We start from the raw sequence: 24,434 nt of genomic DNA, 5'->3' as shown, positions 1-24,434 counted from the left end.
CACGACTTTCCGGTCTATTCCACTGTTCCCAGAGGGGGTTGCGGAGGGACCGATTGCCTCAAGTGCCGCAAAACCGCACTCTGCAGAGAGGCAAGTCACCAGTGTCCGCCAGGAGTGAGCCGGATGATGACAGAGCGCGGCGAGGGCATCGACCACCTGCGTCGGTTGGCAACCCAGTTGGAGGCGCACGCCTTTCAGGTGCGTCTGAGGTCGGCCGCAGGGCTTTATCCACGACTTCATGTGATCAACCCCATGGCCCCGGCCAGGACCGAGGACGTGCTCGCCGCCCACGAGGAGGACGGCGAGTGGTGGTTCTGGCTGTCCTGGGCGGGGCGCATCGGCCATGCGGAGGACGTCGCGACGGCCGCGGAACGTGTGGCCAGCGTTCTTCACGTGATACGAAGATAGGTGATTCTTGGGCCTGGCATGGGTAACACCCGGTGATCAAGCCCAGAATGGAGCGGCACCGTGAAAAGGATCCTGCTCGTACAACGTCCGCGTCCACCCCGTGAGCCGGTGCCACTCGACCTGCGCAGCCCTTCGGGTCGCACGCTCCCCTTCTGACAGCCCTCACGATCCACATCGGGTCGTGCCTCCCCTTGGAACGGTCGGCAAAGAGACCCTCCCGCCACCCCCAAGGGGAGGTCACAAGGCACGATCCTCTGTCACGTGAGGGCTTGCAAGAGGCTTTCAAGTGTTCTGCAGGTGGTGCGTTCAACCCTGTAGCCATGAACAGCGCCCCTTTTCCTTTCAGTGTCAGCGTGGTCGTCCCCGCCATGAACGAGGCGGAGAACCTCCCGCACGTCTTCGCGACCCTGCCGTCCTGGATCGACGAGGTGATCCTGGTCGACGGCAACTCCACCGATGACACCGTTGCCGTCGCCAAGACCCTGCGGCCCGGGCTGCGCGTCGTCCGCCAGACGGGCAAGGGCAAGGGCAACGCTCTCACCGAGGGTTTCGCCGCCGCGACCGGTGACATCATCGTCATGATCGACGCCGACGGGTCCACCGACGGCCGGGAGATCCACTCCTTCGTGACCGCGCTGGTCGAGGGAGCCGACTTCGCCAAAGGGTCTCGCTGTGCCCCCGGCGGAGGCTCGGACGACATCAGCCCGATCCGCTCGCTCGGCAACACGATGCTGACCAAGGTGACCAACCTGCTGTACGGCACCCGCTACACCGACCTGTGCTACGGCTACAACGCCTTCTGGGCCCGCCACCTCGACGCGCTCGACCTCGACTGCGACGGCTTCGAGATCGAGACCCTCATGAACATCCGCGCCGCCCAGGCCGGCCTCGTCATTCGCGAGGTTCCCAGCCACGAGCGCAGCCGCATCCACGGCACCAGCAACCTGCACGCCGTCCGCGACGGCCTGCGGGTGCTTCGCACCATCCTCCGCGAGCGCGAGGGACGCGTCGACGGTGTCCGGCTGCGGCGGGAGCACGCCACCCAAGCCGCCGTCTGACCCGCCGGGGATCGGGCCGATCTTCCGGCGCTCCTCCGCGCCGGTCTTCTCGTTGTCCCCGGGCCGTTCGCGAGGGCTCAGGCCACCTCGAGCGCGTCGGCCACGGAGGGGAGCACCTCGAACACCTGGATCAGGCCGGCGAGGTTGAGACGCCGGGCCAGGTTGCCCTGAACACCGGTGAGGATGACCCTCACCCCTCTGCTCAGGCCCTGGTGACGCACCTGGAGCAGCTCGCCGATCCCGGAGGAGTCGCAGAAGGTCAGGGCGGACAGGTCGAGGATGAGCTTCGGTGAGGGAAGGGAGCCCCACGCTCTTCCCATCTCCTCGCGGAGCACAGACGTATGGTAATGATCAAGCTCTCCGCTCGCCCGTACGACAAGTGTCGTACCGTGCAGCCCGGATGTGGCGGTGAAAACCGAATCCGGCTCATCTCCCACGAACATGACCAACCTTCTGAACCGACCCTTTGCCCAAGCAACCATAACTGTCTCATACGGCGTGGATCGCCCTAGTGCGGAGAAACATGGCCACTCATGTCACCTCGGCAAACGCTTCCACCGCCTCTTCAACCGTACGACGGGCGTCGAACAGGTCGGCCACCCCGAGACGCCTCAGCCGCTGCCTCATCACGGCGGACGGGCCGACGAGGACGAGCGAGCCCGCCAGCCGGCGAACGCGGTTGAGGGCGTACATGAGCACGCCGTACCCGGTGGAGTCACAGAAGGTGACCTCGGTGAGATCGATCACCAGGCGCGGGTGATCCGTCGCTCCCAGCGCGACGTCGGCCTGTTCCTTCAGCAGTGGTGAGGACCCGTAGTCCAGTGCTCCCACCGCGTGCAGGGCGATGAAATTACGGTGTTTGTCGGCTCGAACACGGAGTCTGCCGCCCTCTTCAGCCTTCGACATCGACATCCTCTCCCACCTACGTCCCCGGTGCCCCGGCCAGGCGGTTCTAATCACGCGGAGCACGGCCGGATCGCGAAGGCATGCGGAACAATGGGGGCATGGTGAAAGCGCGCCCGATGGCGGTCATGGTCGTCGGTACGCTCCTGATCGCAGCGTGCGGCGGGGCCCCCGCGACGCCCGAACCCACCGCCGCACCGGGCGGTACCACCTCGCCGGCCCCCGCCTCCCCTTCCCCCGGTTCTCCGAACCCGGCGCCAGGGGCCCCGTCGGCGAGTCAGGCGACCCCGGCGGCGACCGGGGCGGTCGCCGCGTCCGCCGAGTGGACGGCCGTGGGGGGCGCGAACCTGTCGGGCGCGACGGCGTTGCTCGACGTGGTGGCGACCGGGCCCCGTGACGCCTGGGCCGTCGGATACCAGGACAGCGCGGAGGACCGGGAGGGCACGCCCGCCGTCCTTCGCTGGAACGGGAGCCGCTGGAGGGAGATCTCCCTGGGCGACGAGGCCGACGTCCAACACCTGGAGGGGGTCGGCGCGGCCGGGCCCGACGACGTGTGGGTGGTGGGCAACGGCCCGAGCGCGTTCGCCGCACACTGGAACGGGCGGGCGTGGAGCCCGCACCGGCCCTTCGGGGTGGCCGAGGACTACCGACTGGCCGACGTCGCGACAGGCGGCGGCACGTGGTTCGCCGCGAACGGCCCCTCGGGCGCGGTCGTCCTCGAGTGGGCGGACGGCGGTTTCCGCAACGTGCTGACCACCGGGGGCACCTTCGAGGCGATCACCTCCGGGCAGGGGCACATCTGGGCGGTGGGGACGAGCGAGACCCACACCCCGCTGGTCTGGCGCGGCACCGCCGGATCATGGGAGAGCCTGGAGACGCCGCCGGTCCAAGGCGGTCGTCTCAGCGCGGTCTGGCAGGTCTCGCCGTCGGAGGTGTGGGCGGTCGGACGGGTCTCGACCGGCCAGGAGACCGGGTCGGAGACGCGAGGTGCCGAAGGGGCGCAACCGCTCGTCATGCGCTGGGACGGGACCCGCTGGACGCGGGTCGAGGTGCCGGTCTCCCGGGGAGGCCTGTACGGGGTCACCGCCTCCGGCTCCGACGTGTGGATCAGCGGCGTCGACGCCGACCACGCCGGACAGGCGCTCATCCTCCACTTCGACGGCACCGCCTGGTCGCGCGAGTACGGTCCGCTGTTTCGCACCTATGCAGCCACCCAGCAGTACGAGGAGACCGACGACGTGGGCGGCGCCGTCCTGACCCGGGTGCCGGGCAGCGGCACGCTGTGGGCGGTGGGCTCGGTCGGCGTGGGCGACGACGAGAAGGCCTTCGTGCTCCGCCGCTGAGACCTCCGGGATTCCTGAGTCCGCCGACAGCGCCGACACCGCCGCCGACACCGGACCGTCATCGCTCCTGAGGTCGCCGCCGAGGTCGCGAACTTGGAACAAACGGTGTCCCTGCCGGAAACACGGGCCTCCTAGTCTGCGGACATGGCGGACTATTCCTCCCAAACGCCACGACAGAGCCCTCGACGCCGCAGCCGGGACACCGAACGTCAGACCTCCCCCTGCCGGCCCTCGCATCCGCACGACCACGCCGTCCGGCACGTTCGCACCCCGTCCTGCCGGTACGGATCAACATGCGCTTGGTAAAAAATCCGTGAAAAAGTCGGTCAGTTGACGTAGTCTCTCTCAAACTCCAACAAAGAGGGAGTATCACATGAAAAAGGTTCTTATCCTCCAAAAGCCCCGGCCGCCACGGAAACCCATCGCCCTGGACCTCCGCACCCCCTCAGGACGGGCCCTGCCCTTCTGACAGGAACAACCGGTTGACGAACCAGAGGACCACACCGATCACGAGCAGGGCCCCCGCGCGGAGATAGACGTCCGCATCCCTGCCGGTGACCGGCAACGTCAGGACGAGACAGACCACCGCTCCCAGAGCGGGCATCCAGCTCGGCGCCCGGAAGTGATCGTGGTCGACACGGTCCTTACGGAGGACCAGCACGGCCACGTTGACGATCGCGAAGACGCACAGCAACAGCAGCACCGTGGTGTCGGCCAGGTCGCCCATGTCACCGGTGGCGACGAGCACCGCCGCGACACCCACGGTGAAGACGATCGCCACCCACGGGGTGGACCTCGTCGAATGGACCGTCCCGAAGATCTTGGGCACGATTCCCTCACGCGCCATGCCGTAGACCAAGCGCGAGGCCATGAGCATGTTGATCAGCGCGGTGTTGCCCACCGCGAGCAGCGCGATGAGGGCGAACAACTTGGGCGGGAACGCCAGCCCGGCGACCTTGACGACCTCCAGCAGCGGACCGGACGAGTCCATCAGCGTTTTGGTGTCGACCAGCATGGTCGCCGTGAACGCGACCCCCAGGTAGATGACCGCCGCGATGATCAGGCCGCCGAAGAGCGCGCGGGGAAAGTTCCGCTGCGGCTCCTTGGCCTCCTCCGCGAGGTTGACCGAGTCTTCGAAGCCGAGCAGCGCGTAGAAGGCGAGGGCCGTGCCGCCCAGGATCCCGAGGAAGGCGCCGTTGGCCGGATGGAACTCCAGTGCCCGCGCCGGTTCGCCGTCGCCGGACAGCAGGGCGAAGATCCCGATCGCGATGATCACCAGCAGGCCGAACGCCTCGATGACCGTGAGCACCACGTTGACCTTGATGGACTCGGAGATTCCGGCGAAGTTCACCAGCGTGATCAGGCCGAGGAAGATGAACGCGCCGACGACGACCGGCAGCGTGACGAACTCCCCGAGGTAGTCGCCGCCGAAGGCCCGCGCGGCGGCGCTCGCGGAGGTGATGCCGCTCATCAATACCGCGAACGCCACAATGAACGTGACAAAGGGAATGTTGAACGCTTTGTTCGCATAAAGCGCGGCACCGGCTGCCCGGGGATATTTGCCGACAAGTTCGGCGTAGGCGGTCGCCGTCAGCGCCGCCAGCACGAAGGCCACGAGAAAGGGCACCCACAACGCCCCGCCGACATGGCCGGCGACCTTCCCCACCAGGGCGTATATCCCGGCGCCGAGGATGTCGCCCACCACGAACAGAAGAAGAACCCTGCGCCCGATGACCCGCTTGAGCGAGTGCTGACCGGAACCGGGATCGACGATCGCCTCAGCCATGCCCCGCACTTACCCTCGACGGGGGCAAAATCACGTCAGGTCACAGGAGTCACTCCTGTAAGTGTCATGAAAGTGATCCGCAAGGAACCCTGCCTACAGTGCCAACTGTCACGAAATGTAATGAAAGGCAGAAATGTTCCGCGCCCTCTCCTCCCGCCGCCTCGCCGTCGCCGCAGCGGGAGTCGCTCTCATATCGATGACCGCCGCCTGCGGCGGGTCGTCCTCCAACAGCGCGGTCTGCACGGAGGCCGCGTGGTCGAAGCCCTTCTCGGACTTCACCACCGCCGCCACGGCGAGCGCCGGCGATCTCACCAAGTTCAACGACGCCACCGCCAAGCTCGCCGCCGACCTCAAGGCGCTGGCGGCCACCGCCGACGGTGAGGTGGCCACCGCCCTCACCGACCTCGCCACCTCGTTCGAGTCGGTCAAGATCGACCCGAACGACCCGGCCGCGGCCGCGACGGCCGCGACGTCGCTGGCGACGAAGGCCCAGGAGGCGAGCACCAAGCTCGCCGAGGCCTGCGCCTAGACCTCCTGGACGATCCAGGGACCCGTGCCTCCTGGCGACAGGAGGCACTCCGGGTACGGCCGCCGCTCCGCCTGCGGGGGGCAGTGCGGCGCGGCGGCCGTACCGACGATCTTCAGCAAGGCCCCTGCCACCGCACGGCAGGGGCCTCACGCGTTTCCACCCGGCCGCCGCCCGGCCTCACGACGGCGTCCCGCCGGACACCGGCCCTCGCCCCGGTCTCCCGTCCGCCGGCCCTCTCATGCGGGACCCGGCTCTCAGGTCCGGCCGACGCGAGCCTGCTCTTGACGCGCTCCCTGCCTGAAGGCCGGGGATTCAACCCGCGCCGCGCGTTCACGCGGCACCTCTGAGACTTCCTGCTTCGTCGACCTGAGCCACCGCGAGCGGTGGTCTTACCGGGTCTCCACGGGCGTTTAGCGTCTCCGCCCGCCCGGCGGCGACTCGAACACATTACCGCATCGCCCCTGACCTGACGGCGAAACCACTCAGGTCAGGGCACGCTCGCACCCTAGCGGGCACTCCCGCGCGGACCTTCGCCTCCGGCCTGAAGGCCGGAGCACTGGCCCGCATTCCGGTAGCAGCGTTCGAAGCCTTCGAGCACCGCGGGCCAGGAACTGCGGACGGGCTCGGTCTCCCGGTTGTTCGCCGCGATCGACTCGCGCAACTCGCGGTCGCGGACCAGTCTCGCCACCGACGAGACCAGGTCGTCGAAGGTCCGCCCGAGAAGTCCCTCCTTGCCCGGCCGTACGAAGTCGGCCACCCCGCTCTGCGCACGCGCCACCACGGGCACCCCCGCGGCTCTCGCCTCCAGTGCCGCCAGCCCGAAGGACTCACGGGGCGCGGGGGCGACGAACACGTCCGTCGAGGCGAGCAGCTCGCGGATCTGGTCGCGGCTGTAGCGGCCGGGGAGCGAGACCCAGCCGGTCATGCCGTTCACCCTCAGGTAGCGCTCCATCTGCGACCGGGCCGGACCGTCCCCGACGACGGTCGCCCGCATCGGCGTCTCGGCGGGCACCTGGGCGCGGGCCTCCCGCAGGAGCCGCAGCAACCGGACCGGCTGCTTGCGGGGCGCGAGCCGCCCCACCGCGACGACGTGCACCGGCTGTACCGGGCCGCCTTCCTGATCGGACGGTACGTGATCAATGTCCGGCTCGGACGGCACGTGTCCCGCGGGGGCCGCGGCTCGTACGTCGTCGGCGGGGGAGGCATGGAAAGCCGGAGGGGCAGAGGGATCCGGAGGGGCAGAGGAAGCCGGGGGGGCCGGGGGGGCCGGGGGAAGGTGCGCCGAGCGCCAGCCGGAGACGTCCAGGCCGTTGGAGACCACGTGCACCGGCACGCCGGGCCCGGCCACCGCGCGGATCGGCAGGGCCGCGGCCTCGCTCACCGCGGTGCCCACCAACCCCCAGCGGTGCCATCCGAACAGCAGCCGCAGCCCCCGGTAGAGCGCCCGCGTGACCGGGTCCCACATGCTGTGCACGGTGACGACCACGGGCAGGCCCGCACGGGTCGCCGCCCGCACGCCCATCCAGGCGAACGGCGAGACCGCCCCCGTGTGCACGTGCACCACATCGGGCCGCCGCGCTCTGATCAGGCGGAGCAGATGTCCCGTGCCGAACGGGTGGACCGGCAGGTCGAAGGGGAGTCTCGCGACGATCCTGTGCACCCCGGGAAGGCTCTCCCCCGGGGTGGCGGTCGCCACCTCGACGTCGTGGCCCGCCTCCCGCTGCGTCCGGATCAGATCGGCGACCTGCACCTCGATCCCGCCGAGGCGCGGCAGGTAACAGTCACTGATGTGGAGGATCCTCACCGTGCCAGCGTAGACCCGCGTGAGATCATGCCTGCGTGCCCCTGAGGGCGCATCCGCGTCGCGCGAACGGAGTGAGCCTGATCAGCAGCGTCAAGACAGCAGTGTTCTTTCATGCCCATCCCGACGACGAGGCCCTGCTGACCGCGGGCACCATGGCGATGCTCGCCGCCGAGGGCCACCGGGTGGTCCTCGTGGTGGCGACCTCGGGTGAGCGAGGCCAGGCCGACCTCGAACCCGGTGAGGCGCTGGGCGCCGCCCGCATGGCCGAGCTGTACAAATCGGCCGCGGCACTCGGCTGCGCCCGGGTGGTGAACCTCGGCTACGGCGACTCCGGGCTCGCCCCCGGCGGCGGGATCGCCGACGACCGGCCGGACGACGCCTTCATCGACGCCGACGCCGAGGAGGCCGCCCGGCGGCTCGCCGCCATCCTCACCGAGGAGAAGGCCGACCTGCTGACGACCTACGACCCCGCGGGCGGCTACGGTCACCCCGACCACGTCCAGGTGCACCGGGTCGGCGGCAGGGCGGCCGAGATCGCGAAGACCCCGATCGTGCTGGAGGCGACCGTCAACCGCGACCCCCTGATGCGGGGGCTGCGGCTCGCGAGGAGGTTCTATCCGCAGCTCGACATCCGGGCCTTCGAGCGGGCCTACTCCCCCGGCGAGGTGATCACCCACCGGGTCTCCGTGCGGCGCTTCGCCCGCCAGAAGCGGGCGAGCATGGCCGCCCACGCCTCCCAGGCCACCGGCGCCGACACCCGCACCCTCGGGGTGATGCTCAAGATCCCCCAGCCTCTTTACCGCCTCGTCTTCGGCACCGAGTGGTATGTCCGCAGGGACGCCCCACTGGGCTCCCGGCTGAGGCACCCCTTCGAAGTTCCTCCCAAAGGATGAGTTCGGTAGCGGCAGACTTGGTCGGGGATATCGAACGAAGAGCGGTCGTGTCGCATGAAGAGCAGGTTGTTCCAGGCCGGGCTGTCGGTCGTGTCGCTGGCACTCGCCGCCACGCTCGTGTTCTTCATGCCCCAGGTCGTGGCGGCCCTGACGGGCAAGCACGTCTCCTGGGCGCAGATCGGCGCGCAGTTCGCCGCGCTGGGTCCGCGGGAGGTCGCGCTGATGACCGTCGTCTGGTTGCTCAGCCTCCTCGCCTACACGTTCGTGCTCACCGCCTCCCTTCCCGGACTGACCCACCTGCAGGCCCTCACGCTGAACGCGGGCGGCAGCGCGGTGAGCAACCTGCTCCCCTTCGGCGGCGCGGCCGGGGTGGCGATGACGTTCGCGATGACCAGAGGCTGGGGGTTTCCCGCGCGGGCGGTCGTGGTCTCCACGCTGACCACCGGCATCTGGAACACCCTGTTCCGCTTCCTGCTGCCCGCGGCGGGCATCGTCGCCCTGCTGTTCAGCGGGCAGTCGCTCAGCCCCACGGTGACGAGGGCGGGCTGGGTGGGTGCGCTCTCCATCCTGGGCCTGGTCGCCGTGGTGACCGTCGCCCTGTACTGGGACCGCGCCGCGAACGTCCTGGGTCGCGGCCTCGACGCCCTCACCCGTCTGCTCCCCCGCCGGATCCGCCCCGGCGAGCACTCCGCCTCCGAGGCGCTGTCCAAGCTGCGGGCCGACACCTCCGAGATCGTGAGGGACCGCTGGGCCGGGCTCACGCTGGGAATGATCTTCTTTCTGGGTTTCCAGTGGCTGATTCTCGTCGTCTGCCTGCAGGCGACCGGCGCCTATCCCGGACTGGCGCAGTCGATCGCCGCCTTCGCCCTGTCCAGGGTCCTGACCACGGCCTTGGTGACCCCCAGCGGTACCGGGATAATGGAGGCCGGAACCATCGGCGCGCTGGTCTTCTTCGGCGCCCCCCTCGACTCCGCCACCGCCGCCGCCCTGCTTTTCGGGTTCTGGACCTACACTGTCGAAATCCCCTTCGGCGGGCTGGCGCTGGGAGCCTGGACCTTCCTGCGCAGGCGTGAGAACGCCGCGACGGCCGCCGAAAAGGAGTCGATCAGCCGCTAGATTGGGAAATACCTTGTATGCGATTGGAAGGCCCACATAGCGTGGCGGCTGACATGGTGGCGTTCCGAGTTCTCGGCCCGGTCGAGGCGCATTCAGGTGAAGACGAGCTCGACCTGGGCGGGCTCCGTCAACGTGCGGTCCTGGCGCGCCTGCTCGTCGCGCGCGGGCAGGTCGTTCCCGTCGACTCCCTGCTGTACGACCTGTGGGACGACGACGCGGCCAAGGGCGCCCAGTCGGGGCTCCAGGTTTACATCTCCCGGCTGCGCAGGGTGCTGGAGCCGGGACGTCCACGCGGAGGGCCGAACCGGCTGCTGGTGACCGTGGCCTCGGGGTACGCGCTGCGCGCCGCTCCCGACCAGGTCGACGCGCTGCGTTTCGAGACGCTGGTCCGCACCGCGGGAGAGCACCTGGAGGGCGACGACCCCGCCGCCGCGCGGGCTCGCCTGGAGAAGGCCCTGGGCCTGTGGCGAGGCACTCCCTACGCCGACTTCGCCGACCAGCCGTGGGCCGAGGCCGAGGTCAACCGGCTCGCCGAGCTGCGCCTGGTGGCCCGCGAGCGGCACGCCGACAGCGGCCTGCGGATGGGCCTGCCCGCGGAGTCCGTACCCGACCTGGAGACGCTCACCACCGAGCACCCGCTCCGCGAGGAGGGCTGGCGGCTGCTCGCCCTGGGCCTGTACCGCTGCGGACGACAGGGTGACGCGCTGGCGGCGCTGCGCCGAGCGCGCACGATCCTCTCCGACGAGCTGGGCATCGACCCCGGCCCGGCGCTGCGCAAGCTGGAGTCCGACATCCTGTCCCAGGACCCCGGCCTGCAGCTCGCCCCCTCGGCGCCGTCCAGGCAGCGCCAGCAGGTGGCCGCGGAGACCTGGCCGCCCAGGCCGACGGTGGCCCAGGTGGAGCTTCCCCCGCTGGAGCCCGAGCCGTTCGTCGGCCGCGACGCCGAGCTGGGCAGGCTCACCACCGCCGCGGCGAGAGCCGGCCGCTTCACCGTCGCGGTGATCAGCGGCGACGCGGGCGCGGGCAAGACCACCCTGGTTCGCCAGCTCATAAGGCGGCTCTCCGACGACGGGTGGGGTATCTCCTCCGGCGCCTGCCCCGACAGCAGCGCCACGCCTCCCGGCTGGGCCTGGGTGGAGATCCTGCGCACCCTGGTGAACGCGGCCGGGCCCGGCGAGTACGCCTCGCTGCTGGCGCCGCTCCTCGACGACGCGGCCCCCGAGCCCGACGACGACCAGGCTTCCGGCGGGTTCCGGCTGCACCGGGCGGTGGGCGGCTATCTCGCCGCCGTCGCCAAGGAGACGCCGATCCTGCTCACCCTGGAGGACCTGCACTGGGCCGACGACCAGACGCTGGCGCTGCTCCGCGCGCTGCCGAGCCTGCTCGCCACCAGCCGGGTGCTGCTCGTGGTGACCTGCCGTGACAGCGAGCTCAGCGACCAGCAGGCCGACGTGCTGGCCGCGCTGGCCAGGCTCGGTCCGGTGCGGGTCGGCCTCACCGGACTCGACACCAAGGCGGTGGCCGAGCTGGTCAGGGCGACCTGCGTGCGCGAGGTCGACGAGGACGCGGTCAGCAGCATCGTCGAGCGCACCGGCGGCAACCCCTTCTTCGTCCGCGAGACGGTGCGCCTGCTCGACGCCGAGGCGGTGAGCGACCGCGCGACGGCCGCCGAGGTGATCTCCGGTGTGCCCTCCGGCGTCCGCGACGTGCTGCGCAGGCGCGTCTCCCGGCTGCCCGCGATCGCCCAGCAGATCCTGCTACAGGCCGCGGTGATCGGCCGCGACGTCGACGTGGACGTGCTCGTCGACGTCTCGGGCGACGAGGACGCCGTGGTCGACGCGGTGGAGGCGGCGCTGCTCGCCGGTCTGGTCACCGAGCCCGGTCCCGGCATGCTCCGCTTCGACCACGACCTGGTCCGCGACACCCTGTACTCCGACGCCTCCCGACTGCGCCGCTCCCGGCTGCACGCCGCGGTCGCCTCGGTGATCGAGCGCAGGAACCCCGGCGATGTGGCCGCGCTCGCCCACCACTACCACTCCGCGGGCACCAGCGAGACCGCCGGCAAGACGGTCCACTACGCGGGCCTCGCCGCCGAGCAGGCCGAGCGGCGCTTCGCCCACCGCGAGGCGGCCACCCTGTGGGAGCAGGCCATCGCCGCCTTCGACAGGTCGGGTGTCGCCCACACTCCCGACAGCACCAGGGAGCGGCTGCTGCTCACCCTGCGGCTGATCAAGGCCCTCGCGCTCTGCGGCGACATGGCCGCGGCCCGCAGGCGGCGGCGCGAGGCGATGGACGCGGCGCTGCCCCTGGGCAACCTGGAGCTCACCGCCCGGGTGGCCGCCTCGCTCGCGGTGCCGCACAAGGGCATGGCCCGCGACTTCACCCGTACGGCCTGGGAGATCGTCGACGTCGCCGAGCAGGCGCTCGTCGAGCTGCCCGCCGGCGAGCAGTCGCTGCGGGCGAGCCTGCTCGCCACCCTCGCCCTGGAGCTGGAGGGTTCGGCGACCCCCCGGGGCGAGCAGGCCTCGCTGGAGGCCGAGGAGCTGGCCCGTCGCTCCGGTGACCCTGCCCTGCTCGCGACCGCGCTGAGCGGGCGGCTGCGCCAGTCGTACGGCATCACCCCCGTGGGCGAGCGCGAGGTCATCGGCAGGGAGCTGCTGGAGGTCGGCAAGACGACCGGGCAGATCTCGGTGCAGGCCCTCGCCCACCTGGTGCTGATGGAGTGCGCCGCCGCCTCGGGCGCGTTCGCCGAGGCCGACGCGCACGTGGCCGCCGCCGAGAAGCTCGCCAGGCAGTACGGCCTGTCCGCGCCCGCCTCCGTGGTCGCCTGGTACGCCGGGCAGCGCCTGATGATCGCCGGTGACTTCGCCGGGGCGGAGCGCGCCTACCGCGACGCCGCCCGGCTGACCGCGAAGGCCGGGATGCTGGAGGGCCGCCAGGACCTGCCGCTGATCACCACGTTCTGCCTGCGCCTGGTGAACGGGCAGGCCGCCGAGATGGTCGAGCCGCTCGCCGAGGCGCACCAGCGCGGAGCCAAGTGGACCCTCGACGCCTACGCGGTGGCTCTCGCCTCCGCGGGCCACCACCGCGACGCCAGGGCGGTCATCGCGGTGAAGACGCCCGTGCGCCCCGACTTCCTCTACGAGCTGGCGATGATCTGGCGAGCCCTGGCGGGCATGCTGCTGGACGACCGGGAGCGGATGATCGAGGCGTACGACACGCTGAAGCCGTTCGCCGACCGGATCGCCGGCGCGGGAACCGGGGTGGTCGCGCTCTGGCCGGTCTCCCTGACGCTGGGTGACCTGGCGCTGCGGCTGGGCTTCGCCGACGCGGTGAAGCCGCACTACGAGAACGCCCTCGCGGTGGCCGAACGGGTCGGCGTGGGCCGGTGGGTGGAGGCGGCACGGCGCTCACTCGGCAGCTGACGCCTCACGAGGGCGGGAACCTTCACCGAGATCCGCTCCCTCTCCGAGACCGGCTCTCCTACGGGAGGCCCGGGACGGATCAGCAGCTGACGAGAAACCTCTCGCTGCGCAGCGGGGCCTCGCCGGAGACCGACAGCACGACGCGGTACCAGCCGGGGTTGTTCACGACCCTGGGCTGCCACTCGACGACCTGGCTCTCGCCGGTGAAGCCGGACCCGGTGCCCAGGTATGCCTGCCAGCGGCGGACGCCCGGGCTCCAGCGCTCCAGGCGCCAGCCGTAGGAGACGGTGGCCCGGGGGTCGTCGCTCTCGACGAGGCTCTGGGCCTGGTAGGGCCTGTCGCAGGGGCCGAGCGCGTCGATCGCGCCGACGGTGACCGTACCGGGCGTCATGATCGTGGCGGAGACCCGCTCGACGGTGGCCGGGACCCGCTCCGTGGCGGGCATCGATCGCGACGACAGCTCCACCGTCCGCACCGGCGCCTGCGCCTGCGCCGGCGCACCGGCCGTCACCTGGGCCGGAGTGCCGTACGCGGCCTCCACCCCCAGGTAGGCTCCAGCGAAGGCGAGGGTGGCGACGAGCAGCTTGAGTGCGCTCGCGACTCCACTCGCCACCACCGGTGCCACACTGCTACGCGGACTCATGACAGACACCTCTTTCGTTACCCCAAGGTGTACGCCACGGTTCTTGCCTTGGAGTTGACGTCCGCTTGCAGCCGGTGCACCCACAGGCCGGCGGGTGCGCCCAAGTAGGGCTCCGCCATGCCGGCTCAGGTAAGCCTGCCCTAATATCAAGTAAAGGCAGCTGGAACGACCGCGGCGGTGATGTTCGGAATGCGACCTGTTGTGGCGGGCATCCCCGACCCGACCTCCGCGTCCTTCCTGGGCATGCCCCTGTGGCTCTGGGTGATCATCGGTGGCGTCGCCCTGTTCGGCGCGTTCCAGGCCTACTACTGGATCGGCCACGCCCTGGGCTCCAGGCTCTACGCCTCGCGCCTGGGCGCCAAGATCGGCCAGGAGAACATCACCCGGGTCGAGAACGTCGTCAGGAAGTGGGGCGCACTCGCCGTCTACGGCTGCTTCTGGGTGCCCGGCCTGCGCCACACGCTGCCCTGGGTGGCCGGGGTGCTGCGGATCTCCTACCCCTGGTACGTCGTGGCGAGCGCGCTGGGCTGCCTGACCTGGGTGCCGGTGACCTCCTTCGGTCTGTACTCGGTGATCTGGGGGTGGCTGGAGCTGGCCGCTCGCTCGCCGCTCCTCGCGGGCCTGGCCGCGCTGGTGGCGGTCGCGCTCGTCGCCGGGTTCGTGCGTTGGCGCCGTCGCCGGGCCTCCCGCCGCGAGCTGGAGAAACACCCGCCACAGATGTCAACTTTTCAATAGCCAAACCGACAACTTCCGTATATCGACGGTGGCCTCTGCCAGCATGGCTCGCATGCATCACGGGGGAACAGGCCGCACGGCCCGCGCCGCGCTGGTCACCGCGCTCATCCTGGGCACCACGTCTTCGGTGTCCGCCCCGGCCTGGGGGATCTCGACCTCCGCGCCGCCCGGCGGGGCTTCGGCACGCGTCCTGGCCACCGGATCCACGGCGTCCGCCCCGTTGGCCACGCTTCGCACGCCCGCCCTCACCGCCGCACCCACCTCCGCCCTCACCGCCGCACCCGCTTTCGCGCCCGCAGGGGAGCGGCGCGCCTCAGCGCCCTCAGCGCCCTCAGCGCCGGGACGGGCCGCGTACCTGTACGACGCGAGCACCGGAACGATCCACCTGAGCAAGCAGGCGGGCAAGCGGATGCCGGTGGCGAGCCTGACCAAGATCATGACGGCGTACGTCGTCCTCAGGGAGGCGCGGCTGACCGACACCGTCACGGTCCAGGCGGAGGACGTACGGCACGCGGCGGCGAACGGCGCGACCCACGCCTCCCTGCGCGCCGGGGAGCGACTCACCGTGAGGGACCTGCTTTACGCGGTCATGCTCCCCTCGGGGGCGGACGCCTCCCACGCCCTGGCCCGCGTCTACGGGCCCGGCACCACGAGGTTCGTGGCGAAGATGAACGCCACGGCCCGCTCCATGGGGCTCGTCGACACCCGTTACGCCACCCCCGACGGCCTGCCGAAGCCGGGGCCCGGTCACTCCACCGCCCTGGACCAGGCGAAGCTGGCCGACCTCGCACTGCGCGACCCGGTGCTGCGGATCATCGCGTCCACCAGGCGCCACCTCGTGGCGAAGTCCAAGGTGCATCGGGCGCACACCTGGACCAACTCCAACAAGCTGCTCGGCAAGACACCCGGGGTGATGGGTCTGAAGACCGGCTACACCAGCGCCGCCGGATACTGCCTGTCCTTCGCCGCCGACCGCGAAGGCCACCGGCTCATCGGCGTCATCCTCGGCGAGTCCAACGGCGACCGGCGTTTCCAGACCGCGGCGCGGCTCCTGGACTGGGCGGGCGAGCAGACTCCACCCGAGCTGTGAGGACGGCTGGAGCGCCCGCTCCCGACCGGCCCGCGACCGGAATACCCGGCCACGCCGCCATCCCACGCGTGGGATTCCGGCCGTTCTCTGAGAGAGTTTGTTCCACACGTCGAGAGGAGTTGGACGGGTGGAACCCGATGGGGAGCTGAAACACCCCAGCCTGGTCGAGCTTTCGATGCGACGGCTCCGTCACGAGATCCTCTCCGGCGCCCTCGCACCGGGCGAGCGGCTGATCGAGGAGCAGCTCACCCAGCGGTTCGGCATCAGCCGGGCGCCGCTGCGCGAGGCACTGCGGTCGCTCGGGCAGCAGGGGCTGGTGGAGCACCTGCCCCGGCGGGGAGCCCGCGTCACCGAGCTGACCGGCAACGACGTGGACGAGCTGTTCGGACTGCGCGACGTGCTCGAACGCTACGCGGTCGAGACCGCGCTGCCTCTCTCCGGCACGCACGACATGACCGCGCTCGCCGAGGCCCTTGAGGGCATGGCGTCGGCGGTACGCCTGGACGACCCGCTCAGTGAGAACGAGGCACACCGGCGCTTCCACCTCGCGCTGGTCGCGCTCGCGGGCCACCGCCAGCTGCTGATGGCGTACGAGCCCGTCATCCTGAAGCTGCAGCTCTACATGGCCGCGAACCTGCGCAGGGAGGCCGAGCAGCGCTCTCCGGCCGAGGGGGTGGAGCGGCACAGGCGGCTCTTCGAGGCCATCGCCTCAGGCGATCCCGTCACCGCGCTCGACGCCCTCTCCCGGCACGGGGCGCGCACCTACATCGGCTAAGCGGCAGGGCGCGGGTGCCGGCCGACCGCCGAGCTCGCGCCCGTCGGTCCTCGGCCGACCGCGGGGCCGCAGGGCCGCGGGGCCGCGGGGACCGCCACGTATCGGCCGAACGCTCGACTGCGGGAGAGGCGTTCACCGGGCACGATCACGCTCTGGTAGGGCCGCTAACAGAAGCGTAACCGGACGGGAAAGCCGCCGACACAATTCTGTCGACAATCGACAAAAGGAGGATCCGAGGAACGGAGTCAACGTGTCCGATCCGCTTCTCGTCGAGGCCGAGCCGTACGCATACGGGTTCGATCCCCGACACACAGCGCTGCTGCTCATCGACATGCAACGGGACTTCGTCGAGCCCGGGGGTTTCGGGGAGACCCTGGGCAACGACGTGTCCATGCTGCGGCGGGTCATCCCGCCGCTCCAGGAGGTGCTGGCCGCCACCCGCGCGGCTGGAATGACCGTCATCCACACCCGCGAGGGGCACCTGCCCGACCTGTCCGACTGCCCGCCCGCCAAGCTCAACCGCGGCACGCCGTCGCTGCGCATCGGGGATCCGGGCCCCAAGGGACGGATCCTGATCCGCGGCGAGTACGGCCACGACATCATCGACGAACTCGCCCCCGTCGAGGGCGAAATCGTCGTCGACAAGCCGGGCAAGGGCTCCTTTCACTCCACCGACCTGGACCGGACCCTGCGGGCGGCGGACATCCGCACCCTGATCGTCACCGGCGTCACGACCGAGGTGTGCGTGCACACCACCGTCCGCGAGGCGAACGACCGGGGTTACGAGTGCCTGGTCCTGTCCGACTGCGTGGGCTCGTACTTCGCCGAGTTCCAGCGGTACGGGCTCGAAATGATCGCCGCCCAGGGCGGCATCTTCGGCTGGGTCGCCCTCTCCGGCGGCTATCTCAAGGCACTCGAAACACGGAGCTGACCGATGACCACGACAACCGACCCCGTCAAACTCAAACTCCCCTGGTGGGTCAGCGGGGACACCAACGCCTTCTTCGGCCTCGGCTTCAACGTGATGGTCAACGTGCTGGTGCTGAGCGGCCTCTGCCTCGGGGTCGTCCACCTGCCGGGCTCCGACGTCTTCGGCGTCATCCTCCCCGCGATGGGCATCCAGCTCCTCATCGGCAACGTGTACTACACCTACCTCGCCCGGCGGCTCGCCCGCCGCGAGAACCGCACCGACGTGTGCGCGATGCCGTACGGTCCCAGCGTCCCGCACATGTTCATCGTCGTGTTCGTGATCATGCTGCCGACCTACCTGGCCACCAAGGATCCCCTGCGGGCCTGGGTGGCGGGGCTCGCCTGGTGCTTCATCATCGGCGTCATCGTGCTGATCGGCGCCTTCGTGGGCCCTTACATCCGCCGATTCACCCCCAGGGCCGCGATGCTCGGCACCCTGGCGGGCATCTCGATCGCCTTCATCTCGATGCGGCCCGCCGCGCAGATGTGGGAGGCGGCCTGGATCGCGCTGCCGGTGCTGGTGATCATCATGGTCGGCTTCTTCACCGACCTGAGGCTGCCGGGCAACATCCCCGTCGGGCTCGCCGCGCTCCTCGCCGGCACCGCGATCGCCTGGATCGGCGGCTACATGGACCCCGCCGACGTGGGCGCCGCCGCCGGGAACATCGCGGTGAGCCTGCCGTCGCTGCACATCGACCTCCTCCTCGAAGGTCTCGGCCAGGTCTCGCCGCTGCTCGCCACCGCCATCCCCCTGGGCATCTACAACTTCACCGAGGGCATGAGCAACGTGGAGAGCGCCGCCGCCGCGGGTGACTCGTACAACCTGCGCTCGGTGCTCCTGGCCGACGGCGCGGGCGCGGTGGTCGGCTCGATGCTGGGCTCGCCGTTCCCGCCCGCCGTCTACATCGGCCACCCGGGGTGGAAGTCCGCGGGCGGCCGTACGAGCTACTCGATGGCGAGCGGCGTCGTCATCGCGCTCTTCTGCTTCCTCGGCATGTTCGCGCTGCTCGGCGCGGTGCTGCCGACGCCCGCCATCGTGCCGATCCTGCTCTACATCGGCCTGCTCATCGGCGCCCAGGCCTTCCAGTCGGTGCCGAAGGCGCACGCGGTGGCCGTGGTGATCGCGATCATCCCCAACATCGCCTCCTGGGCGCAGGGCTACATGGACAACGCGCTCGCCGCGGCGGGCACCAGCGCGCGGGAGGTCGGGTACGACACGATCGCGCAGAGCGGAACGGTCTACGAGGGAACGGTCCTGCTCGGCGGCGGCGCCGTGCTCGCCGGCCTGGTGCTCGGCTCGATCACGGCCTTCATCATCGACCGGTCGTTCCTGTGGGCCGCCGGGTACGCCTTCGTCGGCGCGGCCCTGGCCTTCATCGGCCTCATCCACGGCGAACGGGTCGAGTGGAACGCCAACGGCCAGGTCTCCCTGGGCTACCTCTTCGCGGGACTGATCCTGCTCGCCTTCACCCTCCTCAAGCCCAGGCCTTCCGACGAGACGCCGGAGGCCGCCGACGAGCCCGAGCCGGCCCCCGCGAGGCCCGTCTCCGCCGAGGCACCCGCCACCTCCTGAACACCGTCCCGCCGAACACCGTCCCGCGAACCACGTACACAGGAAAGGCATATGCACACTCCGCCTGATCCGGACAGCATGCCCCGCCTCACCCTGAACACGGCCCGGCTGGACCTGGAGAGCCTCTCCGGTCTCTACCGTTCCGGTGCGGCCCTCCCCGCCGACGTCGCCGGGGAGGTGCTCGCGCGGATCGCGGCGCGAGGTGACGACCACGTGTGGATCACCCTGCGCCCGGTGGCGGACCTGCTCGGCGACGCGGCCGAGCTGGCCCGCCGCTGGCCGGACCCCGGCGCTCGCCCACCGCTCTACGGGGTCCCCTTCGGGGTCAAGGACAACGTGGACGTGGCCGGGCTGCCCACCACCGCGGCCTGCCCGGCCTACTCCTACGTCCCCGCGCGTAGTGCGCCGCTGGTGGAGCGGCTGCTCGCGGCGGGCGCCCTCCTCGTCGGCAAGACCAACCTGGACCAGTTCGCCACCGGTCTGTCGGGCACCCGCAGCCCGTACGGCGCGTGCGAGTCACCGCTGGTACCCGGTCTCATCTCCGGCGGGTCCAGCTCGGGCTCCGCGGTGGCGGTGGCCGCGGGCCTGGTCTCGTTCGCCGTCGGCACCGACACGGCCGGTTCCGGCCGGGTACCCGCCGCGCTCACCGGCACCGTCGGGGTCAAGCCGAGCCGAGGGCTCGTCAGCACCCTCGGCATGGTGCCCGCGTGCGCGTCACTGGACTGCCCCAGCGTCTTCGCCCGCTCGGCCGCCGACGGCCTGGCCGTCCTGTCGGCCATCGCCGCCTTCGAACCCACCGACCCCTGGTCACGCGTGCTCCCCGTCCCCGGCCCCGTACCGGCCCGCGCGTCCCCGCTGCGGATCGGGGTTCCGCGCGACCCGGAGTTCTTCGGCGACACCGCCGCCGAGACGGCCTTCGCGCAGGCGGTGGAACGACTCGGCGGCCTCGGCCACCGGCTCGTCCCCGTCGACCTCGGCCCCTTCCTCGTCGCCGGGCGGCTGTTGTACGAGGGGCCGTGGCTCGCGGAACGGTTCGCCGCGGTCGGCGACTTCGTCACCCGCAACCCCGGCGAGATCCACCCCGTCACCCTGAAGGTGCTGTCCGGCGGCGGCGCGCTCAGTGCCGTGGACGCCTTCGAGGGGCTTTACCGCCTGCGCGCGCTGGACGCGGAGACCCGGGAGGCGTGGGCGTCGATGGACGTGCTCGCGGTCCCGACCATACCCACGACCTTCACCGTCGCGGAGATGCTCGAAAGCCCGATCGAGCGCAACACGATCCTCGGCCACTACACGACCTTCACCAATCTTCTCGACCTCGCCGGGATCTCCGTACCCGCGGGGACGACGACCACCGGCCGCCCGCACGGCCTCACCTTCCTGGGACCGGCGGGCTCCGACGAACTCCTCGCCGGTCTCGGCGCCACCTTCCACGCCCTGACCGGCGGTCCCGCGCTCCCCGTCCAGAACTCACGGTCGGCGACCACCTCGGCCTCGGCGAGCACCGTCCACGCTCCGGAGGCGCGACCGGCGACGGCCCGCGCCTCCGAGGCCGCAGTCGAAGCCGAGGTCAAGGCCGAAGACGCAGTCGAGGCCGAGGCGCGGACGGTGCTCGCCGTGGTCGGCGCGCACCGCTACGGCCAGCCGTTGCACGGCCGGCTCACCTCCCTCGGTGCCACCGGCCTGGGAACCGCCCTCACGGCCCCCCTCTACCGCCTCTACGCCCTGGAGGGCGGCGAGATGCCACTCCCGGGGCTGGTCCGCTCGGCCTCCGGCGGGGTCGCGGTGGAGGTCGAACTGTACGAACTGGCCCCCTCGGCACTCGGCATCCTCCTGACACAGACCGCTCCGCCCCTCGGCCTCGGCACGATCGAACTCACCGACGGCCGCGCGGTGCACGGCTTCCTCTGCGAGCCGTACGCCACCGAGCAGGCCCCCGACATCAGCCACCACGGCAGCTGGCCGGACTATCTCCTCGCCCGGCCACGGTCCTGAGGGTCCGGCTCCCTGTCCGGCCATGGCCCTGAGGGTCCGGCTCCCTGTCCGGTTACGGTCCTGAAGGTCCGGCTCCCTGTCACGGTCCCGACGATCCGGCGACGGCCGCTTCCCGGTCGTCCGGAGCCCGCGCCCTGGTGATCGCGGGTTTCGGACGACCGTCGGCGAACCTGCCTGGGGAACCAACGAAGATTGTTACGGTTTTCCGCATGACTGAACGGTTCGCGATCCTGAGCGGGTCCACCTTCGAGGAGCAGATCGGATACGCGCGGGCGGTGGTCGACGGTGACCGCGTGCACGTGTCCGGGACGACCGGCTACGACTACGCGACCATGACGATCTCCGACGACGTCGTCGAGCAGGCAGAGCAGTGCATGCGCAACATCGGAGAAGCACTGGCCAAGGCGGGCTGCTCGTTCGCCGACGTCGTCCGGGTGCGATACATGCTGCCCGACCGCGAGGACTTCGAGCCCTGCTGGCCGACCCTGCGCCGTCACTTGGGCGAGGTCCGCCCCGCCGCGACGATGATCGTGTGCGGCCTCGCCGACCCTCGCATGAAGATCGAGATCGAGGTGGACGCGCGGCGAGGAGATCCGCTCAACCGGCGCGCATGAGTCCGTGGCAGGCGATGGCGGCGGCGGCCACCACGTTGAGGGAGTCGACGCCCATGTCCATCGCGGCCGGGCTCATCGGGATGCAGACCGCCTCGTCGGCCTCGCGCAGCCAACGGGAGGAGAGCCCGTCCCCCTCCGAACCGAGGAGCAGTGCCACCCGGTCGGCCATGGCGACCTTGTCCATGGGGGTGGCGGACTGGTCGGGGGTGAGGGCGAGCGTCTGGAAACCCGCCTCGCGCAGTTCGGCCAGGCCGGCGTACCAGTCGGTCATCCGCGCGTACGGGATCGCGAAGACCGCGCCCATGGAGACCTTCACCGAGCGCCGGTAGAGGGGGTCGGCGCAGCGCGGCGAGAGGATCACCGCCTCCACGCCCAGGGCGGCGGCGCAGCGGAAGATCGCGCCGACGTTGCCGTGGTCGACGAGGTCTTCGAGGATCAGGACGCGCCGGGGTGCCGGGGGCTCGGCGGAGGCCCCTCGCGGGGCCGGGAAGCCCGACCCGGGCTCGCCCTCCGACCGCACCGCGTGCCCGGCGGGAGCCCTTCGCGCCTCGCGTCCGGACAGGAGATCCTCCACCTCGGGAAGCGGGAGGCGTTCCATCGCGGCGAGGGCGCCGCGATGGACCTGGAATCCGGTGACCTCCTCCATGACGGCGTCGTCCACGACGTGGACCCGATCGCCGAGCGGGTCGAGGAGATCGGCGAGGGGACCGGCCCAGCGGGAGGTGAGGAGTACGGAACGCACGGGGTAGCCCGCCGCGACGGCGCGGCGGATCACCTTCTCCCCCTCGGCGATGAAGAGGCCGTGCTCGGCCTCCATGCTCTTGCGCAGCTCGACGTCGCGCAGGTTGGCGTAGTCGGCCAGGTGGGGGTCGATGGCTTCAGGCACCCTCGAATACTGCCATGACCCGCCTGAGCTGCCATATCAGCGCGTAGATGAGCAACATCGCGGAGCAGCCGACGACCGCCCCCGCGCCCAGCCTCGTCACGAGCTCGGCTTTGGTGTCCGGGGGAAAGGCCAGCGCCCAGGCGACCGCGCCCAGCGGGATCGAGATGGCGGTGGCCAGGAGCACGGCCGCACGCTCACCGGCGGGCAGGAGCAGCCGTTCGGGCACCGGCCGCGACTCCATCGCACTCAGTCCGCGCCAGGCCCACCAGAGGACGACCGCCAGGCCGACCACGGTGGAGGTGTACTGCAACAGGCGGAACAGGGAGATCACTCCCGCCACCCGGACGTCCAGCCAGCTCCAGCCCCACAGGGCCGAGCTGTACGAATGGGTGAAGGAGTCCCAGAGCTTGTGGGTGAAGGCGCCCACGACACCTCCCGCGACCACGGCGGGCAGCCGCCGCAGCCCGTACATCCCCGGGGTCAGCACGGCGGCGCGCCCGGCGAGGGAGGGGGGCAGGAGCGCGGTCAGCGGGTCGCGGAGCGTCAGGTGGAAGACGGCGAGCAGCACCACGACGGCGAACGGGTCGATCGTGAGGACGCCCCTGGAGGAGTGCCAGAACATGTAGTCGGGCAGGAAGGGGAAGAAGATCGGCAGATCGGGCACCATCGCGCCCAGGGCGAGGGCCCAGGGGTCGAGAAACCGGCGCATCCGCTCCGAGGAGATCAGCGGCAGCACGGCTGCGACGTGGCTGGGCGTGAACGGCACGGATTTCCCTCCCGACGATCTGCTGGACAGCTCCATCTTGCGGCATGCCCGCGCCGGGACCGCGGACTTTCACCGGCCCGCGAAACCCGCCGTCCTCCTACGACCCGCCTACGGCGGGACAGGCCGGTCGACCGGCCTGTCCCGCCACACGGTTCGCGCGGTTCGCCATGCGGTTCCGTCATGCGGTTCGTCATAGGGAGGCACGTGGTCCGCCACGCGGGAGGCACACCGCCGTCACCGTGAGGAGCTTCGCCACTTCTCCACACTCCGACACCATGTGACGCATAGATTACCCAGCGTTGCCGAACGGGTACCGGAGGCCGTCGTGACCGATCAGATCGTGCCGGTGGCACCGCCGAGCGCCGAGTGGCTGCGTGACGCCCGCAGGGCTCGCGCCCTCTCCCTGGTGACCCTGGTCTGGCTGGGCGCCGAGAGTCTGCTCGGCATCGCCGCGGGTCTGGGGGCGCACTCGGTCGCCCTCATCGGCTGGGGCACGTCGGCCCTGGTGGAGGCGGCGGCCGGCCTGATCGTGGTCTGGCGGTTCACCGGGGCGAGGACAGGTTCCGCGTACGCCGAGGAGCGGGCCCGCAAGGCCGTGGCGATCAGCCTCTGGATCCTCGCCCCCTACCTGGTGGTGCACGTGGCGCACGACCTGGACGCCGGCCACCGGGCCGTGCCGAGCCTGCTCGGGATCGCGGTGACGGCGGTCAGCGTGGTCGGCATGCCGTTCCTGGGGGTGGCGAAGCGGCGACTGGGGGTCCGGCTGCACTCGGCGGCGACCGCGGGAGAGGGGACGCAGAACCTCATGTGCGCCCTCCTCGCGGCGGGGGTCCTGGCCGGGCTCGCACTGAACTCCGCCGGGTGGTGGTGGGTCGATCCCGCGATGGCGGTCCTGCTCGCCGCGGTGGCGGTACGCGAGGGTTTCAGGGCGTGGCACGGGCACTCCTGCTGCCACTGACCGCCCCCACCGTTGCGGATCGCCCGCGCTCTCACCCGCTCGCTCGCCGTCGCGGACCACTCCCTCCTCCGACCACCCGTTCACCGTCGCGGACCACCCGCTCCTCCGGCCACCGGCCATCGGCACCGGCCACCCGTTCACGGTCGCCGATCGTCCGCTCTCCTCGGT

General features: G+C 70.9%; 22 protein-coding genes. 15 read left to right on the top strand and 7 right to left on the bottom strand.

Going from position 1 to position 24,434, the window contains the following annotated elements; all coding sequences use genetic code 11:
- Positions 1–123 precede the first annotated feature (123 nt).
- A complete protein-coding gene (locus ACIBH4_RS14860; protein WP_350945285.1) occupies positions 124–408 on the top strand; it encodes a hypothetical protein in 285 nt (94 codons plus the stop codon).
- A gap of 320 nt (positions 409–728) precedes the next feature.
- On the top strand, positions 729–1,466 hold the full coding sequence (locus ACIBH4_RS14855) for a glycosyltransferase family 2 protein (protein ID WP_362514506.1): 738 nt from the start codon (positions 729–731) through the stop codon (positions 1,464–1,466).
- Positions 1,467–1,543: 77 nt separating this feature from the next.
- Here ACIBH4_RS14855 and ACIBH4_RS14850 read toward each other — a convergent pair whose 3' ends face one another.
- Positions 1,544–1,909, bottom strand: coding sequence for an STAS domain-containing protein (locus tag ACIBH4_RS14850; RefSeq protein ID WP_362514503.1), 366 nt, complete (start codon positions 1,907–1,909; stop codon positions 1,544–1,546).
- A gap of 88 nt (positions 1,910–1,997) precedes the next feature.
- Entirely contained in the window at positions 1,998–2,372 is a 375-nt protein-coding gene (locus ACIBH4_RS14845) for an STAS domain-containing protein (RefSeq protein WP_362514500.1), read from the bottom strand.
- A 98-nt stretch (positions 2,373–2,470) separates the two neighbouring features.
- On the opposite strand from ACIBH4_RS14845, the gene ACIBH4_RS14840 reads away from it, so the two are divergent.
- Complete coding sequence (locus tag ACIBH4_RS14840) at positions 2,471–3,712, top strand: hypothetical protein (RefSeq protein ID WP_362514497.1); 1,242 nt, start codon at positions 2,471–2,473, stop codon at positions 3,710–3,712.
- A 445-nt stretch (positions 3,713–4,157) separates the two neighbouring features.
- Here ACIBH4_RS14840 and ACIBH4_RS14835 read toward each other — a convergent pair whose 3' ends face one another.
- Positions 4,158–5,498, bottom strand: coding sequence for an APC family permease (locus ACIBH4_RS14835; RefSeq protein WP_362514494.1), 1,341 nt, complete (start codon positions 5,496–5,498; stop codon positions 4,158–4,160).
- A 133-nt stretch (positions 5,499–5,631) separates the two neighbouring features.
- On the opposite strand from ACIBH4_RS14835, the gene ACIBH4_RS14830 reads away from it, so the two are divergent.
- Complete coding sequence (locus ACIBH4_RS14830; protein ID WP_362514492.1) at positions 5,632–6,027, top strand: hypothetical protein; 396 nt, start codon at positions 5,632–5,634, stop codon at positions 6,025–6,027.
- A gap of 505 nt (positions 6,028–6,532) precedes the next feature.
- Here the strand turns inward: ACIBH4_RS14830 and ACIBH4_RS14825 are convergent.
- Positions 6,533–7,831: a glycosyltransferase family 4 protein gene (locus tag ACIBH4_RS14825; protein ID WP_362769592.1), complete on the bottom strand. Its 1,299-nt coding sequence runs from the start codon at positions 7,829–7,831 to the stop codon at positions 6,533–6,535.
- Between the two features lie 35 nt (positions 7,832–7,866).
- Between ACIBH4_RS14825 and ACIBH4_RS14820 the strand changes: the two genes are divergently transcribed.
- The 3 genes from ACIBH4_RS14820 to ACIBH4_RS14810 are packed head-to-tail and all read left to right on the top strand — an operon-like array spanning position 7,867 to position 13,265.
- Positions 7,867–8,724: a PIG-L family deacetylase gene (locus ACIBH4_RS14820; protein ID WP_362514486.1), complete on the top strand. Its 858-nt coding sequence runs from the start codon at positions 7,867–7,869 to the stop codon at positions 8,722–8,724.
- Between the two features lie 54 nt (positions 8,725–8,778).
- Positions 8,779–9,840: a lysylphosphatidylglycerol synthase transmembrane domain-containing protein gene (locus tag ACIBH4_RS14815; protein ID WP_362514482.1), complete on the top strand. Its 1,062-nt coding sequence runs from the start codon at positions 8,779–8,781 to the stop codon at positions 9,838–9,840.
- Positions 9,841–9,893: 53 nt separating this feature from the next.
- On the top strand, positions 9,894–13,265 hold the full coding sequence (locus tag ACIBH4_RS14810; protein WP_362514477.1) for a BTAD domain-containing putative transcriptional regulator: 3,372 nt from the start codon (positions 9,894–9,896) through the stop codon (positions 13,263–13,265).
- Positions 13,266–13,344: 79 nt separating this feature from the next.
- Here ACIBH4_RS14810 and ACIBH4_RS14805 read toward each other — a convergent pair whose 3' ends face one another.
- Positions 13,345–13,908, bottom strand: a complete 564-nt coding sequence (locus ACIBH4_RS14805; protein WP_362769594.1) for a hypothetical protein — start codon at positions 13,906–13,908, stop codon at positions 13,345–13,347.
- A gap of 189 nt (positions 13,909–14,097) precedes the next feature.
- Here ACIBH4_RS14805 and ACIBH4_RS14800 point away from each other — a divergent pair, with 189 nt between their 5' ends.
- From ACIBH4_RS14800 to ACIBH4_RS14770, 7 genes are all read left to right on the top strand, one after another.
- Positions 14,098–14,643 (top strand): VTT domain-containing protein, encoded by a 546-nt coding sequence (locus tag ACIBH4_RS14800; RefSeq protein ID WP_350945273.1) that lies wholly within the window; start codon positions 14,098–14,100, stop codon positions 14,641–14,643.
- A 52-nt stretch (positions 14,644–14,695) separates the two neighbouring features.
- Positions 14,696–15,733, top strand: a complete 1,038-nt coding sequence (locus tag ACIBH4_RS14795) for a serine hydrolase (protein WP_362769596.1) — start codon at positions 14,696–14,698, stop codon at positions 15,731–15,733.
- A 127-nt stretch (positions 15,734–15,860) separates the two neighbouring features.
- Positions 15,861–16,508 carry a GntR family transcriptional regulator gene (locus ACIBH4_RS14790; protein ID WP_362514463.1) on the top strand — a complete coding sequence of 216 codons (648 nt, stop codon included), beginning with the start codon at positions 15,861–15,863 and terminating at the stop codon, positions 16,506–16,508.
- A 250-nt stretch (positions 16,509–16,758) separates the two neighbouring features.
- A complete protein-coding gene (locus tag ACIBH4_RS14785; protein ID WP_362769598.1) occupies positions 16,759–17,439 on the top strand; it encodes an isochorismatase family cysteine hydrolase in 681 nt (226 codons plus the stop codon).
- Between the two features lie 3 nt (positions 17,440–17,442).
- Positions 17,443–19,050: a hypothetical protein gene (locus ACIBH4_RS14780; protein ID WP_362514455.1), complete on the top strand. Its 1,608-nt coding sequence runs from the start codon at positions 17,443–17,445 to the stop codon at positions 19,048–19,050.
- 51 nt (positions 19,051–19,101) lie between these two features.
- Entirely contained in the window at positions 19,102–21,042 is a 1,941-nt protein-coding gene (gene atzF, locus ACIBH4_RS14775; protein WP_362769600.1) for an allophanate hydrolase, read from the top strand.
- Between the two features lie 209 nt (positions 21,043–21,251).
- Entirely contained in the window at positions 21,252–21,656 is a 405-nt protein-coding gene (locus ACIBH4_RS14770; protein ID WP_362769602.1) for a RidA family protein, read from the top strand.
- Here the strand turns inward: ACIBH4_RS14770 and ACIBH4_RS14765 are convergent.
- Positions 21,640–22,542: an RNA methyltransferase gene (locus ACIBH4_RS14765; RefSeq protein WP_362514441.1), complete on the bottom strand. Its 903-nt coding sequence runs from the start codon at positions 22,540–22,542 to the stop codon at positions 21,640–21,642. The two genes, ACIBH4_RS14770 and ACIBH4_RS14765, sit on opposite strands and share 17 nt — an antisense overlap.
- Positions 22,535–23,308: a DUF4184 family protein gene (locus tag ACIBH4_RS14760; RefSeq protein ID WP_362769604.1), complete on the bottom strand. Its 774-nt coding sequence runs from the start codon at positions 23,306–23,308 to the stop codon at positions 22,535–22,537. Before ACIBH4_RS14760 ends, ACIBH4_RS14765 begins: the two co-directional genes overlap by 8 nt.
- 325 nt (positions 23,309–23,633) lie before the next feature.
- Between ACIBH4_RS14760 and ACIBH4_RS14755 the strand changes: the two genes are divergently transcribed.
- Complete coding sequence (locus ACIBH4_RS14755; RefSeq protein ID WP_362514435.1) at positions 23,634–24,266, top strand: hypothetical protein; 633 nt, start codon at positions 23,634–23,636, stop codon at positions 24,264–24,266.
- Positions 24,267–24,434: the final 168 nt, after the last annotated feature.

The sequence above is a fragment of the Streptosporangium sp. NPDC050284 genome, assembly GCF_044459525.1.
Lineage (GTDB): Bacteria > Actinomycetota > Actinomycetes > Streptosporangiales > Streptosporangiaceae > Streptosporangium.
The sequence above is the reverse complement of the archived record's forward strand: the minus strand, read 5'-3'. Positions and strand labels throughout refer to the sequence as shown.